This window comes from Lutispora sp. QWL-02 (genome assembly GCF_058315355.1).
In genome coordinates, this window is record NZ_CM177762.1 from 4,396,059 (window position 1) to 4,414,613 (window position 18,555).

Here is an 18,555-nt window from a genome sequence, read left to right on the forward strand (position 1 = left end):
TGAAAAAACGACATTTTTCATATTGATCTTATAGAACCGCTATTTTAGGAGTTTTTGCAGTTCGGCAACGGCTGCTTCAAGTTGGGTGTCTTTGATGTTTTTGCCGGTGGTTTGAGTGTGGATTTCAAGGATTTTTTGCTGAGCGGCTTTGGTCAGGGTTTTTACTTCCGGCAGCTTATTGGCTGTGAGAAGCTTATTTGCTGCATCCAGAGTAGTTTTACCCATGACGCCGTCGGCTTTCATTGCGTATCCTAAGCTGCTGAGACGCTGCTGTATGCCGTATACGTCAAGTCCTACAGTGCCTATGGTGATGTCTCTGTCCATCTTTACCGGTGATAGGGCTTCCTCCGCAGGCAGCTCCACCTTTACGTCCGGCTCAATGCCTTTGCCGTTTATATGAATTTTGTCTCTTGTCATGTATTCTGCCACGGTTATTTTCATACCGCCGCCGTTGGTCAGGTATAGTATATCCTGTACTGTACCCTTTCCATAGGTTTTGGTTCCTACTATGATCCCTGCTTTGGAGTCCTTCACCGCTCCCGTAAGTATTTCCGATGCGGATGCAGAGCCTCCGTTGACCAGTACTGCAAGCTTAAAGGGAGGATTTTTGAGGGTTGAGCTATAGGTTGCATCGTTGTCTTCTCCCTTGGCATCTATGTGGACTATGGGGCCTTCGGGGATTATTTCCTTGCATATATCTATTACTGAGCTCAAAAGTCCTCCGGGGTTATTCCTGAGATCTATTATGAGGCCTTTCTTGCCTTCTTTTTTGTATTCTCCTATGATGTCTTTGAAGTCGTAATATGTGTTTTCACTGAATTCTGTAAGCCTTACATAGCCTATATTTTTATCCTTTATAGCATCTCCGGCCTTTTTGCCAAAGGGAGTTTCCTTTTTTACGGACTCTGCTTTTATGAGTTCTCTTGTAAGTTCCACATATATCACTTCTGTCTTGCCGGCTTTTTTGATGCCCAGCTTTACTTTGGTGCCCGGTTCGCCTCTGATGAGGGATACTGCCTTGTCCAGAATGTAATCCGATATATCGGTGCCGTCGACGGATACTATGATGTCTCCCGTATCCAGACCTGCTTTATGGGCTGGGGTGCCTTCTACGGGTGATACTACCGTTATGGCATTGTCTTTTTTCTCTATGGTGACGCCGATGCCTCCGAATTCACCGCTGGTGAATGCATTGAGGGACTTGAACTCCTCTTCGTTCATATAGTTGCTGTGAGGGTCCAGGGTATTGAACATGCCGTCTATGGCTCCGCGGATGAGGGTTGCATCGTCAACATCCTTGTAGTAGTCGGATTTGATGATGTCCATTAGGGATTCAAGGGTTTCTATCGTATCTGGGTTCGCGCCGGGGGCTGCATAGGCAGCTCCTGATAGTGTCAGGGATATTATTAGGATTAGGGCCAGGATTTTTTGTTTCATTCTATCACGCTCCTTTTGGGTATTGCTTCGGTGTCAGTTTCTAGCTTCTAGCCTCTGGCCACTGGCTTCTGGCCTCTGGTGTTTGGGTATTCCTTATATGGTAGAACTCAGGGTTCAGAGCTCAGAGCTCAGGATTTTAAGGGATTCCTCTAGGGTCTTGGGGGACGGGAACCACTGAAGGGGTCACTAAATTTCACGGATAGTGATTTTTCTTCCTGCAGTTCTTTTCTTATTTGTTTTATCATATCTACAACATCTTGCTCAGTTTTTAAGCCTAACCGCTCAGCTTCACCTTTAAAAGCTTCTTGCGCTTCCATAAGCGCTACCCTTGTTGAGTTTTCAATAACAACCTTTCCATTTTGTTCGATGAACACAACCTTATCGCCATCTTTAAGATTGAGTTTACGGCGTATTTTTATGGGGATTGTTATTTGACCTTTTGATGTAATCTTTGCAAGTTCCATATATTTCAACTCCTTCTATGAATACAATGAATTCCTTACTTTTATTATATTCAATATCCTAAAAAATATCAACAAAATATGGAACTTAGTTAAAATTTACCACTCTTTCGCGGTAGTCGGTTTTGATTTCTTTTTGCAGGTAGGTTATAAAGCGGTTTATCAGGTTGGCGGCTTCACCTCTGGTCAGTTCCTTATTGGGCTGGATCATATTGTATTCGTTGGTGTCGATTATGTTCAGGTCTTCCGCTACATATATGGATTTTCTGGCCCAATCGGGAATTTCGGTTTCATCCGCAAAGGTTTTGCCCAGGTTGAAGGTCCTTATGTCCTCAAGTCCCAGAGCCCTTATCAGTATTGTCACTGCCTGGGCTTTGCTCAGGTGCTCTTCGGGGCCGAAGGTATTGTAGCCTGTTCCCTTGATCAGCTCCAGTTCTGTAACCCTTTTTATGTATGGATAGTAGGGGTGGTTAGGGTCTACATCGGAGAATATTATATCCTGCTGGACTTCCTTCTTGGATTTAGGTTTTGTGTTATCCAGATTTTCCTCCAGGCCGCAGGCCTTTACCAAAGCTCTGGAAAATTCCGCTCTGTTCATGGCCGTTCTGGGATTGAAGTATTTGCTGTCTCCTGAAAGCACTCCGAGGCTGAACAGCCTGTTTATATCTCTTTCTGCCCAATATCCTGTAATATCTGTATAAGAAGGTATGGGCAGCGGAGTCAGCTTGGGCAGAGTGGTGAGCTTGAAGCTGCCTTCTCCTTTTTTCCTGCTTGTGGTCCTTGAGCTTGTTATGATAGGCATATCATAGTTATATGCCACTGTATTTTCTTCTTTTTCGCTGATCATATAGCTTTCTTTAAAGCTTATCTGGTTAGGCAGGCTTTGCTGGGATAGTATTTCCTTTTCCCTGATATTCGTCACGCCGTATTCCACGCTGCCGGTGCTTTCCTGCCTATTGTTTGAGCTGCCGATGGTATTGTAATATGTGATTACATGCCTGATCAGGGCTGTTTCCACCGTGCTCCACTCGTTGTCATATTTATAGCTTTCTCCGTATATATCAACGGTGATGTCGTTATTTCCTTCTTTGTACTTTTTCACGCCGTTCCATTTTCCGCTTGTATACTTGATGACGCTCTTGTCTTGAGTATTGGAGGCTTTGTTCATTATTTGCTCCTGAAGCACGTAGGTTTTATTGCCTATGGTGATCCTTTCCGATACCTTGGCCTTCGGGTCCAATATTATTCCCAGGGCTGTTTGCTTCAGCTCCGGGTTCGTCTCCTCGTCAACAAGGTATACAACCTTCCTTGTGAGAGTGGCGCCGTTGGGCCCGGTGAGATTATAGTCATAGGTGTGTTTTATGACATTTTTGCTGCCGGATGTGGTCATCTTGAGCTTGCCTGTGAATTCCACGGGCTGGCCTGATAGGAATACGACTTCCTTATATTGGCTTTCATTGCTCACTCCCGGCTCCAGGATGTCCGCATAGGCGGCAGTGGATAGCAGTATTAAAATTATTAGGGTTGTGATCAATCGTTTCATATAGATGCTCCTTGTATGCCTCCGGGGTCCCGGGGACGGAGAACACGGATTTTCACGGGTTCCTCCCACGGATTTTCACGGAGGGGTTTTTATTCATCATATTGATTCTTTTGTGGTTTTTGTTGCTTATTCGGTATCTTCTTTTTAAGTATTTCTCCGCAGTATTTAGTATTCCTTCGGGGGTCTCGGAACGGTTATAAACCGTTCCCCGTTCTCCTCTTATTCTACAAATAGGATTATGCCGCTGTTTTGGTCTGTGACGGCGTATATCTTGTCGCCGGGGTACAGTTCGCTCAATGTTACTGCTTGTTCATTCTTTATTATCAGGGCTTTTTGAGTGTTTATCACCGTTTTCGAGCCTGTAGGCTGCCATTGGCTGTAGAATTTGCTGTATTCCTTCACATCGGTGAGGGTAAGCTGGGTATAGCTGCTGTTGCTGCTTACCACTTCTCCTGTAATGAGGTTTTCTTTGAATGTCATTTCCTCTTTTCTATAGTCGGCGTCCTTTTTATAGATATTTATAGCAGCAGCTTCTCCGTCTTCATTTACAATTATATATGCAAGCATATGCTGGCTTTTGCATTTCTCGTAGTGGGGGCCTTTATCGTCCATATAAAGCCTTGGGTCGTGTATTGTATATTTTTTGGGATCGGTGCTGGTTTTGGGCTTTCCATTGCTCCCTAAATCCCAGAATCTGCTTTCTAAGAAAGCATCTCTTGTTATGTAGCTGCGCTTTATAACATTATCCAGAATCCTGCTGTCCTTGCTTACATAGAAATAGTTTTCATCACCATAGTGATAGTCCCATTCATTATCCACCAGGTTTGCATAGCTTTCCAGAGAGAAATTGTCCTCGCCCATGTCATGGATATAGCCGCGGACTACATTCCTATAGTCAAAGCCGTTGCCGTTTTCCATGGATACCAGCGCCGCATAGTTGCTGCCTCCGGGAAGCTTATTCTTGATTACGAAAGCTTCGTCGTTATAGGTAAGATCCGAGGTGTCCAAAAGCCTTCTGTCCTTTATTATTATAGTTCCGTCATCAAAGCTGAGCTTCTGTCCGTCAGCCAGCTTGATGGAGTTGTCCGTCCATTGGGCATTGAAGGTTCCGCTGAAGGCTGAGTCCTCGCTGACGCTTTTCAGCGTGATCTTGGCTATGGTTTCTTCTCCGAAATCCTTTACCGTCACTATATAGGCTTCTATATTTTTTTGTTTGTCAAGGTCCTCCAGCTTAAGCTTCCTGCCGTCCTTATATATTTCTGCATCCCTTTTTACAGGAAAGGTTTTTTCATCATCCAGCTTGGACCAGCCCGGGTATTTGTAGGTCTGGATCTGGGATAATGCCAGCTTGTATTGTCCAGGAAGGGTGTTGAGTATTTTTGCCTTGTATACCTTTTCTACTCTCTGCCTCTTGGTCATGAGTTCGATGCTGTCGGCCCTGTCCTTGTTGTTGTCGCTGGTCTTTATCTTTACCAGGTCTCCCACCTTCACATTATAGAGCTTGATAGGATAGCCCAGATATGTGATGGAGGTGATGCTGTCGGTTTTGAAGCTCATGGGATTCTGCCTGTCCTCCGGCCTGGTGACCTTTATCGTATCGCCGGCCACGCCCCTTACCCTCAGGACGGCAAGGTAATCCTTGCTTGCTTCCTCTCCGGGGATGGTGAATGCCTTTATGGCTTTTATCGTTCTCCCGGATATTTCAAAGGTGGCATCCTGTTCTGCCTGAAGGTTTTCCAAAGTTTCATAGTAGTCGTTGATGCTGACTATGACCCTGTCGTCCAGTCCGTAGGTGCGGAGGTTTCCGTCATAGTCCTCCAGCTTTACGAGCCTTCCGGCTCTGTCTATGTATTTGATTATGCCGTCGATATATTCGGTGTCTGCATAGTAGTCTGCGTTTTCCTGTATGTCAAGCCTGCTTATGATATTTCCCTTGTACAAGGCTTTGACATCTTGTCCCGGTATGAGGCTTGCAGCTTTGGCAGGTTTTCCGAGGGCGGTTATTATAGTATCCGCTCCTAGCTTGAGCTCTGTGATGTTTTTCTGGCTGTCCTCTATCCTTATATTTCCCTCTTTGTCATGGTAGCTGAGCGTTCCCTGGAGGAAGCTGTAGTCGCCTAAGGCTGCGTATAGCATCTGCCCGTCTCTTAAGGCATATTCCACAGTGTCTCCTTCTCTCAGCAGGTTATGGTCATAGACTCTGCCCCCTTTTATAACGGGGAGTGCCTGGTTTGCTTCCACCTTTGCGGTGAAGCCTGTGCCATCAAAGTTTTCCAGATTGTAGGACAGGTTTTGGGTATCCGATGCGGATTGCATATTATAGCCCATATTGGCCTTCAGCAGCCTTGCCACACCGGTTTGTATGCCTGTCAGATCCGGATAAGCTTCTACTATATTATTGAAAGCTTCTGCTGCCTCGCTGCGGCTTACACCGGCCGTAGGAGCATATTTGTCCTTTGTGGCCGATCTGAGAATGCCTTTTTGCAGCAGGGCTTCCGCCGCACTGAGCCTGTCGGGCTTGATGCTGCTGTAGTCGCTGTATTTGTAGACATAGTTTATATCCTTGGAGGGTATCTCCTGGAGCTTAAGGGCTCTGAAAAGCCATATAGCCAGGTTCTGACGGCTTATTGGCTTTTTCATGGATTTATTCTGAAGCTGAGCTGCTGCAGTCTTCTCATTCTTCAGGGCGTCTCGCTGAGCCAGTGTCATCCATTTTCTCTTTGCTTCGGCCTTCACCTGGGTATCAATGGCATCCAGCTGGGCCTTGCCCAGGGTCCCCATTTCCTGGAGTTCCGCTGCTGTCATTATTCCCTGGGCCAGGATCTCTTCCATATAGCCTGTTGCCCAGGTGTCTGCAGCGTAATTGGGCTTTGTGCCTCTTTGGGCCATGGCAGCGGCTTTTTCCAGTGCTGCTTCTTCCTTGCCCAAAAGCCGTATGAGATAGGCAGCCGCTTCCTGGCAGCTGATATTGTCGTTGGGCCTGTATTTGGCTCCGTTGCTGCCCTGAATAATATTGAGCATGCGCAGCTTGAGTATGTCAGCTGCCCTGGGGCTGCCGGCTATGTCGGAGAAGCCGCCTTGTTCTACCAGGGCTCTGCCGTAGGCAGGGACCGGATAGGTGGGGGTTTCGGCGAAGATAGTGCCGGTCAGCAAAGATATTGTTATCAGTATGGCGATGTAAAGTTTTCGATAGTTCATTGAGATCATTCCTTTCGTAGGGGTACGGAGAACACGGATTCTCACGGATTATTCCACGGATTCTCACGGCTAGTTTATTTCTCTTTTTATTTCAACACTATTAGTTCCAAAGTTAATAATAAGCCCTAGTCTTTTTTTTGTTGCTCTCAAATAATTAAGTAATTGGGAGAAGTGTCTTTCAGTGGTTTCTGTTCTCTAGCGGCTGATTATCACATATTCTCCGGGGTTGGTGATTTTTGCATTTATTACGGCTTCACCGGATTTCTTGGTGAAGTTTACCTTTTCCAATTTGTTAGACGGTATATTGTAGTAGTATAGTTCCAGGTTTTCTTTATCGGCATATTTTGAGTCTATTACTATAGCGGCTTCCATAGGCTCTGTGAATTGCTTTATGTTCTGGGTCTTGTCCTTGTTCTCCAGTCTGAAGCCTATGCCTATGAGCTTTATGGGCTTATTTCTGCTGCCTAAGAGCAATGCGATGTCATCATATCTTTGGCCCTTTGGCGAGTATATTTCCAATACAGCAGCCGCATCCTCCTTATCGCTTATATTCATTATTTCGCCGGTCCTCAAGGCTTTGGTGTCAAATTTTACAGATACATCCTTGTCCCAGACCGCATAATACTTGTCATAGCTGCGGACAAGGTTTACAGGTATCTTTATCATGCGTGAAGCCGAAGCTTCCACATTTTTGTTCCTCAATTCTATCTGATAATATTGAGGGCCTGCCTTAAGGCTTTTTTCACCGATGTTGTATATGAATTTATCCTTGGTGCTTTCAGTCCAGTCCGTTCTGCCAGCGGGGTTTATATATTCATCATTGTATTTGGCCTCGGAGCGTATGGTGTCGGGAGTCTTTACGCTGTTGGATTGACCGTATTGAAGAGACACTCCGAAGTCATTGACGGCGTATATCCTGAATCTATACCAGGTATCCGTCGCAAGGCCTCTGACATAGTATCTCAGCTTTTCTTTGTCATATCTTTCCGGCTCCACTGTAATTATATAGCTGTATTCACTGAGTTCCTTGGAAGAGTTCTTCTCTCCGAAGGAAGCAAATATCTGGTACATCTGAGCGTTTCCGTCCCATTCCAGCTTTACCGTATCACCGTCCACCGCTTGTGCCTTGACGCCTGAGGGTTTGTCCGGCAATGGGCGGATTACTTGTATCTTTATTTCCTCCGATACTCCCCCGTCCTTATTTATAACGATGATGGATATATCTCCTTCCGGCATGGCAGGTGTTGTCACATGGATGAGCGTTCCGTTTTCCACCTTGCTCACTGTGCCGGCAGTGCCTCCTACTACATAGACCTCTTCATCTTTGATATTGGTCCCCGGTATCCCGGACTCGCCTTCTGCTTTGAGTTTTATTTCCCCGCCGAATATGACCTGGGCGCCTTCTTGAAACTCAATGCCCTGCAGTATTATGTTCTGACCCCCGGTCATATCCAGGACTCTGGGGCTCAGGCTTATTCCCTGCTCATCCAGTATGTCCTGTATTTCGGGAGAGCTTATTATGGTTATGGCATCCTTCTTCTCATCGGCACCATAGTCTGCGTTTTGAACCATTACCGAGGCTTTGCCGGGTATGAGTCCCAGAGGCACTCTCACCCTTATCCTTTCCGTGCCCTGAAGCTCCGCCACTTCTGCAGGCACTCCTCCTATGAATACCTTTATACCGGGTCTGAAGTCCATACCTATTATAGTTATGATGTTCTGTCCCCTGCTGGAGGTCTTATCCGGTATGACGCTGTCGATCTTAGGGCCGCTGAGGCCTTTCTGGTACCTTACAAAGTAGGGGGCTTTCATCTTGTAATAATCACCGGGCTCCCTGGTGCTGGTAACACCGCCGTCACCATTGTCCACGGTTATAGGTTTTTTCAATCCTATCTGGCTTTCATCCCCAGGCGGTATCACTACCAGCAGCTTATCGCCGTTAGGGCTCCTGTCCAGTATCTGAAGTTCCTTGTCATCAAGATATACCTTGGCAGTCCTCTTGAAGTTGCTTCCCCTAATGGTCAAAAGCACGCCGCCGGTGACGGATACATAGGTATAATATTCTTCATCATCATCGGAAGGATTGTCATCATAGTCTATTATCAAGCCGTTCTTCTGCACCTTGTTTATGGGTTCTATAGAGGCTATTACCGGATAATCGTAAGGATTCATGTATTCAAAAGCTATAGCAGCCTTTCCCTTGTCCGGGTTTATCAGCTCTACGGGTATATTGTTCCCGATGGTGTGATGGGTAGGCACCGTTACAAAGATTTGGGTTGAATCAATATATCTCACATTTTCCGAATAACCCGTATCTATGAGGAGCCTTCCATCATCTACCTCCACTTTCACAAGGCCCGTCCCCGGAAATTTCTCTTTAGAGCCGGTCTCCATAAGCTTTAGAGGTATATATTTTACGGTGCCGTCATAGCCGTTTATGACCGCCTTGAAGATCTTGTCATCCACGACCTTGCTCATGGTGAGCTTGGTATTGCTGCCTGAGGCATCGTATTCAAAGCTCATTTTGTTAATCTCAAATCTTACCGTTGCCCTTTTGTAGTCTATTCTTCCGGAGTTGTCCAATTCCCTGTCTATATGGCGGTTGGTAAGGCTTCCGAATCTTACCGCCGCCATTTGCTTTACATCATATAAGGATATTCCGGAAGCATCCGTACTGCCATTGTAAATGTCCATATCAGTCCTGGCAAAGCCGGAGCCTAAAAGCTCCGTAGTGTCTCCCCCCTGCATCTTGCCCACTTTGGGGAATATCCTGGTGATCTTGGGGTTTGAAGCTTCATAGGTATAGTTGAGCTTATCGGAGGTTCCCGCATCATTGTTCACTACATATACCTCGGCCTTGCCCGCATCTCCCTCGGGAGTGATCACCTTGAGGTAACCGCGGGAAAATTCCACAATTTTGGCCAGGTTATCGCCGAAAAATACTTTGGGCAATATGGGGGAATCAAGGTATTTTTCAAACTTTGGATGATTTATGTCTGCATATTGTATCCATTCATCATAGTTTGCCTCACTGTCCCATTTGCCGTTTCCGTTTATATCGGTGAAAGCTTCGTCGGCATCTCTCGTTCCGTCCCTGTTGCTGTCCTCATAGGGTTCGAAGAAACGGAAGTCGGTGCCGGTGATTTCCACCACTTCACCGCCGGCGGCAGTACCCTTTGCCGGAACGATCTTTACCAGCTTGGGGTGACTGGTAGGCACCAGGTAGGTGAAGCCCCCTTCCCGGCTAACGCTGCCGCCGTCAGGGTTTACCACCACTACCGGCACCGCATACCGGTTGGTCCCTTTTTCTTTAAACAGGTCTCCCGGGTATTTGGGCACTCTTTTTACAGTTATCGTCTTGCCGTTGGGGCTTACCTGGATATCGGCCGCCGGTACCTGGACACCGTTTATAAATACCTTGGATTTGTCTATGCCTATATCCATAAAGTCATTGCCCTCTATATCTATGGCATAGCCGCCGTCGGTAGTACCTTCGCCGGGCACGATCTTGTGTATTTCCGGCTTGCTCTGAGGGTGGGCGAAGTAGTAGAAGCCGCTGGTGCCTTTCTTATCATCCCTCTTGGTATCCGGATTCAGCACGGTGAGATCATAATATCCGTCGGCAGGAAGAGCAGGCACTGTAAAGTATATGGTGTTTTTGTCCACTACCTTTACCCTGTTGCCTATTATCTTTCCCTCCGCATCGGTTTTATAGGGAGTCACCATCTTCAGCGAGAGTATGGGGGCTGCTCCGTCGGATATGGTTATGCCTTCTTTGTCCGAAGACAAGTCATATATGGAGCCGTCTTTTTTGTCGGCCTTTACCTGGTTTCCCGAAAGCTTCAGAGTATAAGTATTGTGGACTCCGTCGCTCAAGCTTATCCTGCCTGCCCCATCTACGGTGATGGTATAATAATTGTTGTCCGCGTCCGCAAACATTACGGAATGGTAATATTGGGCCACCTTTATGGAAGTCAGGCCTCCTGCAGCCGCTATGTCTATGACGGGATCTCCCGATGGGTCCTCATAAGGCTTGAGAACTATCCTCTTATTGCTGTCCAGTCCATAGTCATTTATATCTATGCCTCCCAGGAGTATCCTGGTGCCTATAAGCTTATGCTTCAACTCTGTTTTGTCCGTCGGGTCCGGTGGAATAAAGTTATCGCCCTTTACCACCACCAGAGTGCCTGTATTGCCGGATTTGGGCGCAAAATCAAATATCTTGGGATTTGTATAGGTCTTTACGTAGTTGAAATGCCATGTGGCAGCTCCGCCCTCCGGATTCATGACCATTATCTGGGTGGTGCCTTCTCTCCCCTTTGGTGCAGTAAAGGTTATTTCCTTGCCGTCTTCCGCTCTTTTTATATTTTTTATTTCTTCTCCGTCCAGGAAAAGCCTTACTCCGCTCATGAAGTTATTTCCTGTGACCTTTACTTCAACGCCGCCCTCTACCGCTACGGTATCCGGGTTTACGCCGCTTATTATGGGGTTTTTATTGTCCTCTACCAGTACGAATTCCACTCCGTCTACCTTGGTGCCCACCAATCCGGGAGCCATTGAGTTTCTTATGGGGTTTGTAACCTTTATGAAGGTTTTGCCTATGTTGCTTATGGGCCCCAAATCAGCAGGGAGATAGAATAGTATTCTGGTGCCTATTTCATTTCCCGCAGAACCGTCCAGTTCTTCTCCATAGGAATTTAATACCTTCATCTCCAGTATCTCTTTTTGTACCGGATTATTGGGATCAAGCTTTATATCAGGCCCCAGCTCTATTATGGGATATCTCACTATATCCTTACCCGTGGAGTCTGCATATTTATGTACCATGAAATTCTTGCCGTATATAGCCATCAGTCTTTTAGAGTCAGTGGTCTTATAATTATCATCATTGGTCTTTATGACCTGTATCTTGTCCGGTGTTATGCTGTCCACCATAGGCTCTACCTTGCTGGGTATATAGGTATAGCCCTTGGTCAGCACCGCCCTTTCCGTTATGGTCTGGACAACGCTGTTATCAGACAGCCTGGTTATTGTTGTCTCTGTCTCTATAACCACGTCCTTTACGGGATTGGTGTCCGCATCGGTGATCTGGGCAGTCATGATGTTTATGATGTCCAGGTCCTTTGTAAAGCTCGAGTCCGGTTCACCGGGAGCTTTTTTCATAAAGGTGGCCTTGTCTCCTATTATTATCCTGATCTTCCTGACCGCTTCATATTTGCTTGAGCTGTCATTTTTATATGTGCCGTAAACATAGTTCACAACCAATTCCCTGTCGCCGTCAGAAAAGCTGTAGGTCTTGTCATCGGTGGCAGGCACGAATTCCGGTATGTTCAGCGTGCCGGTGAATTGGGAGGATATGGTGGCCTTGGAGCCTGTATCAGGTCCCGTCTTGGGATTGATGCTGATTATCCTGGATTTTATGTTTGCGTTTATCACGGTGAATTTTTCGTCCAGAACCTTCTCCTGAGTTACCTCCAGCATGGGGTCCATGTTGGAAGCTACCGCATTGGTGAGCACCACATAGTACTCTCCCTCTATTATATCCGGTACAGTGACAGTAAGGATGTCTTTGCCTTCTATGTTTTGCTGAAAGGTCTTATTCTGGCCTTTGTTTCTATTTGTGTAAGGATCGGTGCCGTTGGTTTCCTTAAGGAAAAATACATCATAGGAATCCAGCGTACCCGCATCGGCTTCGAAGTATACCCTGTCGCCCTTCTGCCCTCTGTTGGGGTACATTCGCAGATTAGATACGTTTATGTTTTTATACAGTCTGAACTGATCCTTATATGTATATTTAATGTTCACATTAACCTTGACAGAAGGGTTTTTAGCATTGAAATATACATCGGGTATCTGCTCGCTTTTCTCAAATATTATATTCTGGAGGCCTAATGCGCCTGTAGGCTTTTCTATGGTAACTTGTGAAGGATTATTAAACTTGGTATCATCCATAGGCGTATAAGCTCCCTTATGCTCATAGCCTGCCTTGATGTTGGCTTTGTCCATTATATTATTAAGCTTTGTGCCCTGGAGTATCAGATTGCCTGCTCCCTGCTCCACCCTGCGGTTTACTCCCGTCAAGGTAGGCATTTCATCTTCGTTCAATAATATTTCCTTTCCCTCTATTCGCAGGGAGTTGCCAAGCTGATTATCATCTATGTCAAACTGGAGCAGACCTTCGGTATTATCGGTCCTCTTGGTAAGCCTTTTATAGCCTTCGCTGGTCACAATACCCACGTCCGCATCCTTCAGGTATCCTCCCGTGATCAGCACCCTGCGCTGCACCGCATTTCTGTCCTTGTCATATATTTTAAATATGGTCACGCTATCCACCCAGAATTCCCCGGGATCAAAGGCATGGACCCTCAGGATCTCATGGGGCAACAGATTGAATATCATTATAAAAGCTAGTATTATAGCTGCTTTGCTTTTTATTCTTCTAATGTGCATGCTGTTCACTCCTTAGTTTTAGTATATCTGCGGGGTCTAGGCCCTATATTTATATTTCGGCATTTTTAACCAAAATTCTTAGTGGAAATATTTTCATTATATCATAGATGTCATAAGAATTTAATGCATCAAGAGGACCTATTTGATAAAATATAAATTAGGGTTCAGGGTGCAAAGCACAGATTTTCACGGAGGTTTATTTGCCGCTGATATGCTATAATAGCTATAACAATTCCGCGAAGTGGTGATAATGATGGAAATAAAGAAAAGTCATAAATATGTTTTTAAAGCTGGCTTATTGGAATTGAGGCAGAAGGACGGGGAACACGGATTTGCACGGATTCTCCCACGGATTTGCACTGAGGTGTGTCTATTTTATTGCTTAAGCGAATATTTATATGCGTGAGTGGCCATTTGTATTGATTTTGCTAACAACTCTCAGCGAAATAGGCTTAGAAAAATCGTATGAGCGGCACATATACTTATTAGCAGGTCTGGAAAGGGGATATATAATGAAACGATTCGGTCTTATCTATAAATTGATGATCATATATATATTGGCTAATTTGTTGGTCTTTGTGCCTATAAACAAATACATATACAACAATATCGGAAGCTTTTATACTATTTTTCAGGATAACAGCAGATTATTCAAATATGACAGGATGCCGGATTTATCCATGAAGGGACATTGGATAAACAAGTATCTTGAAGGCAATAAAAAGAATATCATAATGATCGGCGACTCTACTGTGGAAGATTTCTACGTCAAATATGAAGACTCCATAGGAGGGCTTCTTGATAAAAAGCTATATGGCGAGGACGGCAGGCCCAATGTGTTCAATTTCGGCAGCAGCGGCACCAAGTCCGTATATGCCATGGAGCGCATAAAAAAGGCAGCGGCCTACAAGCCGGATTTGATCATATGGCAGATGGGTGCAGGCAGCTATACCGAGATAAATTGGGTATTCCCCCACTCTCCGGAAAGCTATGACCTGAGCCTGGGCGGCGGCCTGGCAGGCGCTTACAGGAACATATTGAAGATGAACAACGAAAATGCATATTTCATATCCCGTGAGCTCCGGGGAAACCTGGTGCCTCTCCACAGGTACAATGAATTCTATGCAGAGTATATCAAGGGCCTCAAGGCCAAGGCCGCAGGCACACCTCTTCCCTATCCCAATGACAGGCATATGAAGGTCCAGATAGGGGATGTAAAGATCACGGAGAAATTCTACGGCATCCCCTTTGGCGAATCCACCAGGTATTTTGATGTCATAGGCCAGGTTTGCAAGCATGTCAATGAGGAGAATGTTCCTCTGATGATCTATGTGGCCCCTATAAACCAAGGCATCCTGGCACAAAAGTATGAGCCGGGGTATTATGAGAAGCTGCTTGAGGTCATTAGGTCGCAGGCAGAGCCTTACGGCGTGCCGGTGCTGGACCTCAATGACGCGGTGCCTGGCGGGCTTTTCATTGACGGAGGCCATCTGAAGGAAAAAGGGGACAGCATCGTAGCAGATAAGCTGTATGATTTTGTCATAGAAAAGTTTCCGGAATTGAAGGAATAGAGCAGGGGGATTGACATTGATAGAGAGTATAAAATTATTGATCAGGTTTTTGCCTATACATTCCATAGTGCTTTTTACGGCGACGGGCCTTCTGCTTTACTACGGCAGCAAACGCGGCAAAGGAGATAAAGGCAAAAAAACCGTTTCCGCTGCTTCTGCGGCGCTCATCCTATGGGGATTTATTTTCGCTGCAGTGTACGGCCATCCGGTTTTTGCTTTGCTGACATTGGCTTTGACCATAGCCATATATGCAATCGCCGGGATGCTGCTTAAGACAAAGGATAAAAAGCTGAAAAAGCTGCTCTTGTATTTGGGTATTTTAGTTTCACTGGGTACCCTGGCATTGTTCAAATATCCGGTCCTGAAAAATGAGCTGCCTTCCTTCATGCAGGTAAAGGCTCTTGGAATTTCCTATTTTACTTTCAAATTTCTCCATGTTTTGATAGATGCCCATAGGGGAAGGATAAAGGAGCTTGATCCATTGAGCTTCTTTGCTTTCATATTCTTCTTCCCCACCTTTTCCGCAGGCCCTATAGACCGCTACGGCCGCTTTAAAAAGAATTTATCTGAAGCATTAGGTACGCCTCTTGCCAAAGAGGATGTGGATGCAGGCATCACCCGCATCATCACCGGACTGTTCAAGAAGTTTATAATAGCTGACAAGACGGGTTCTCTCATTGGGGCTTTGGCTCCCGATATTTTGAAAGCATCACGGCCCATCCTTTGGCTTGTGCTTTTCCTATATTCCATAAGGGTTTATTATGATTTTTCCGGGTATTCGGATATTGCAATAGGCTTGGGAAGGCTCTTCGGCTTCAAGGTGCCGGAGAATTTCAACAAGCCCTACTTGAAGCCCAATTTGGTTCTTTTCTGGCAGAACTGGCATATGACATTGACCTCCTGGCTGAGAGAATACTTGTTCATGCCTTTGGGCAAGCTTATGATGGGAAAGGTGGGCCCGGGCCACCCCTGGCTTATCAACACCGTCTGCCAATTGGTGACCATGGCTGCAGTAGGCATATGGCACGGGTCCACCATGAGCTTTTTGATATGGGGTCTCTACCAGGGTGCAGGACTTTCGGTGTATAGGATATATTCGGATATGCTGAAAAAATACGGCTCAGAAAGATTGCTGGGGTGGATGTCAGAGTCCAAAGCCGTTTATTGGGCCGGTGCGGCCTTGACATTTTTGTTCATCAGCATAGGCTGGGCGTTCTTCATATATAGGTGGGATACATCGGTAAAGATTATTATTAGGCTACTGGCCGCTGGCTTCTAAGCATAGAACTCAGGGTTCAGAGCTCAGAACTCAGGATTCTAGGGGATTCCTCATGGGTCCTGGGGAACGGGGAACACGGATTTTTCTATACATTTATTTTTAGATTGGAGAATCATCATGAAAAATGAGTGGATAAAAGCTGCAATTTTGTTTATAATGCTATATGCGGTGCTGTCTTTCGGCAACTTTGGCACCGGATTTCAGTATGTGGGATTTTAGAGCTCAGAGCTCAGGATTCTAGGGAATTCCTTATGGGTCCTGGGGGGACGGAAACCACTGAAAGGCACTGAATTTTTCACGGATTAGCACGGAAGGGAAATTATATTTGATTTTACTGCAGTAACCTAATTTAACCTGCTGCCTGACTGATAGAAGAGTGCATCGTGAAGGGACTTAGGGTTTGTTAGAGAAGGTGCCCTGGGGCATTGGCAATCGTTATCAGCCAGCACGACTAAGGTGATATGAGCTGCAGATAAGGTCCAAGCACTCGCAATTAATTTTAGAAAGGTTGAGCTTAATGGATAAAAAAGAAGCTATAAAGGAATTTTTGTTGAAGAATATTATTAAGGGCAAAAAGAGCTTGGGTTATGATGAGTCACTGATAAACAGCGGCCTTGTGGATTCCTTCGGAATCCTGGAGCTGGTGTTCTTCATGGAGAACACCTTCGGCACCAGAGTTGAGGATTACGAGATATTGGATGCAGAGGCTGATACAATAGATAAAATCGTTGCTTTGCTGGAAGAGAAGGCCAACGAGTAGCAAGGAGTGATTTTTATCAATATTTCAGATTTTATATTTGATAAAAACGTAGAAAATATGGATAAAAGGGCTCTGTTGTATGCGGACCGGCAAGGCAGAGAGGAAAGCTGGAGCTACAGGGAGCTTGATGTCATGTCAAATAAAGCGGCCAATCTGCTGCTTTCCCTCGGCGTAAAAAAGGGTGACAGGGTTTTTATATATCTGGAGCGCTCCCCTGAAACCTACTTTTTTATTTTGGGCATTTTTAAGCTTGGAGCAATCTACTGCCCCCTCTTTCCTTCCTTCGGCCCCGATGCCGTAAAGGAAAGATTCGATGATTGCCAGGGTTCGCTGATAGCAGCTGAGTCCAGATTGGCAGAGAATCTTGGAGATTTGCCTCACATCCTGGTAGACAGAGAAGGCGGGTTCAGGAGCAGGCTTGCTGCCATGGAGCCGAATTTTCAAGCTGCACCGGTTTCCCATGAGGATTATGCGATAATTCATTATACATCGGGCACCACAGGAAAGCCCAAGGGAGCGGTCCACCGCCACGGCGCCATAGTCAGCCATTGGCAAACTTCAAAGGATATCGTAGGCTTGCGCCCCGGTCTCAAATGCTGGTTTACTGCTGATCCGGCCTGGGTCACCGGCACCTCTTACGGCATATTGGGCCCTCTCAGCACAGGTGCAGATATCCTGGTGTCTGAGCCCGGCTACAGGGTAAATCAAGTGTTGGGGCTTTTGGACAAATATGATATAGAGATCTGGTACACGGCTCCCACTTTGCTGAGAATGCTTATGCGGGAGGACCCGACCAAGGCAAAGGCATTCAAGCTCGAAAGCTTGAAGAAGATATTCAGCGCCGGTGAGGCCTTAAATCCTGAGGTAAGGCGCTGGTCTGAGGAAAACCTGGGCTTGACCGTACATAATCAATGGTTTCAGACGGAAACAGGTTGCATAATCATCGGCTATGACGGCAGTTTCCCGAGAAAAGGCGATGATTCTATGGGCAAGGTGCTGGTGGATATAAAGGCGGAGATACTTGATGACAGCTTCAATCCTTTGCCTCCCGGAGGGAAGGGGCATTTGGCATTAATGCCTTCCTGGCCTTCAATGTTCTTGGATTATTGGGGGAACAGGGAAAAGTATTTGAGCAAATTTAAAAACGGCTGGTATATCACCGGAGACCTGGCTTATAGAGATGATGAGGGTTATTTCTACTATATGAGCCGGGAGGATGATGTAATAAACACAGCAGGGCATCTGGTGACTCCCTTCGAAGTCGAAAGCATATTGATGACTCATCCTACTGTGGCAGAGGCTGCCGTAATAGGCATCCCCGATAAGCTGATGGGCCAAGCGGTAAAAGCATTCGTGGTTTTGAAGGAAAATTGTGAGCCGACGCCTCAGCTCCAGATGGAGTACCGGGCTCTGGTGCGAAACAGAGTTTCACCCTTTGCATCACCTCAGGCTGTAGAATTTATAGATGCGCTGCCCAAGACGGAAAGCGGAAAGATTATAAGACGGCTGCTGTATTAGGATTCAGAACTCAGGGCTCAGAACTCAGGATTTTAGGGGATTCCTCTAGGGACGGGGGGACGGGAACCTTAAATGCATTTTCATTCATTATTTTTCATATATATGCGTATGCCGCAAATTTTGATTTATTATGTTTCAATATGCTCATTTCACAAAATTCAGTGGTTTTATAAGTATGATATTTGATTATTGTCAAATAATATAAGCTAAATCTACATCATTTCTATATTTTCTTATAATGTCTATTGCATATTAATGCTATATATAATATAATAAAATTGTATTTAACCCCTGAAAGTCTCACATTGTTAGAGACACAATCGTTAACCCCACTCAGT

Annotated in this window: 10 protein-coding genes; 4 read left to right on the forward strand and 6 right to left on the reverse strand. The window is 45.7% G+C overall.

Annotated elements, in window-relative coordinates; genetic code table 11:
- Positions 1-39: 39 nt before the first annotated feature.
- The 6 genes from AC4HCY_RS20690 to AC4HCY_RS20715 form a co-directional block, all read right to left on the reverse strand.
- Positions 40-1,437, reverse strand: a complete 1,398-nt coding sequence (locus AC4HCY_RS20690; protein WP_491095067.1) for a S41 family peptidase — start codon at positions 1,435-1,437, stop codon at positions 40-42.
- A 149-nt stretch (positions 1,438-1,586) separates the two neighbouring features.
- A complete protein-coding gene (locus AC4HCY_RS20695; protein ID WP_323434018.1) occupies positions 1,587-1,901 on the reverse strand; it encodes an AbrB/MazE/SpoVT family DNA-binding domain-containing protein in 315 nt (104 codons plus the stop codon).
- Positions 1,902-1,986: 85 nt separating this feature from the next.
- Positions 1,987-3,441, reverse strand: a complete 1,455-nt coding sequence (locus AC4HCY_RS20700) for an S-layer homology domain-containing protein (RefSeq protein WP_323434019.1) — start codon at positions 3,439-3,441, stop codon at positions 1,987-1,989.
- A gap of 219 nt (positions 3,442-3,660) precedes the next feature.
- Positions 3,661-6,639 carry an S-layer homology domain-containing protein gene (locus tag AC4HCY_RS20705; RefSeq protein WP_491095068.1) on the reverse strand — a complete coding sequence of 993 codons (2,979 nt, stop codon included), beginning with the start codon at positions 6,637-6,639 and terminating at the stop codon, positions 3,661-3,663.
- A 69-nt stretch (positions 6,640-6,708) separates the two neighbouring features.
- Entirely contained in the window at positions 6,709-6,789 is an 81-nt protein-coding gene (locus AC4HCY_RS20710; RefSeq protein WP_491096163.1) for a hypothetical protein, read from the reverse strand.
- Positions 6,790-6,834: 45 nt separating this feature from the next.
- A complete protein-coding gene (locus AC4HCY_RS20715; protein ID WP_491095069.1) occupies positions 6,835-13,089 on the reverse strand; it encodes an IPT/TIG domain-containing protein in 6,255 nt (2,084 codons plus the stop codon).
- Positions 13,090-13,601: 512 nt separating this feature from the next.
- On the opposite strand from AC4HCY_RS20715, the gene AC4HCY_RS20720 reads away from it, so the two are divergent.
- The 4 genes from AC4HCY_RS20720 (at position 13,602) to AC4HCY_RS20735 (ending at position 18,217) form a co-directional block, all read left to right on the forward strand.
- Complete coding sequence (locus tag AC4HCY_RS20720) at positions 13,602-14,660, forward strand: SGNH/GDSL hydrolase family protein (protein ID WP_491095070.1); 1,059 nt, start codon at positions 13,602-13,604, stop codon at positions 14,658-14,660.
- A 16-nt stretch (positions 14,661-14,676) separates the two neighbouring features.
- Positions 14,677-15,939, forward strand: a complete 1,263-nt coding sequence (locus AC4HCY_RS20725) for an MBOAT family O-acyltransferase (RefSeq protein ID WP_323434023.1) — start codon at positions 14,677-14,679, stop codon at positions 15,937-15,939.
- Positions 15,940-16,456: 517 nt separating this feature from the next.
- Positions 16,457-16,699 (forward strand): acyl carrier protein, encoded by a 243-nt coding sequence (locus AC4HCY_RS20730; protein ID WP_323434024.1) that lies wholly within the window; start codon positions 16,457-16,459, stop codon positions 16,697-16,699.
- A gap of 6 nt (positions 16,700-16,705) precedes the next feature.
- A complete protein-coding gene (locus tag AC4HCY_RS20735; RefSeq protein WP_491095071.1) occupies positions 16,706-18,217 on the forward strand; it encodes an AMP-binding protein in 1,512 nt (503 codons plus the stop codon).
- Positions 18,218-18,555 lie beyond the last annotated feature (338 nt).

Excerpts from the sequence above, each read along its gene's own strand:
- AC4HCY_RS20715 (WP_491095069.1), bottom strand. The coding sequence starts at position 13,089 with ATGCACATTAGAAGAATAAAAAGCAAAGCAGCTATAATACTAGCTTTT.
- AC4HCY_RS20695 (WP_323434018.1), bottom strand. The coding sequence starts at position 1,901 with ATGGAACTTGCAAAGATTACATCAAAAGGTCAAATAACAATCCCCATA.
- AC4HCY_RS20705 (WP_491095068.1), bottom strand. The coding sequence starts at position 6,639 with ATGAACTATCGAAAACTTTACATCGCCATACTGATAACAATATCTTTG.
- AC4HCY_RS20730 (WP_323434024.1), top strand. The coding sequence starts at position 16,457 with ATGGATAAAAAAGAAGCTATAAAGGAATTTTTGTTGAAGAATATTATT.
- AC4HCY_RS20690 (WP_491095067.1), bottom strand. The coding sequence starts at position 1,437 with ATGAAACAAAAAATCCTGGCCCTAATCCTAATAATATCCCTGACACTA.
- AC4HCY_RS20720 (WP_491095070.1), top strand. The coding sequence starts at position 13,602 with ATGAAACGATTCGGTCTTATCTATAAATTGATGATCATATATATATTG.
- AC4HCY_RS20700 (WP_323434019.1), bottom strand. The coding sequence starts at position 3,441 with ATGAAACGATTGATCACAACCCTAATAATTTTAATACTGCTATCCACT.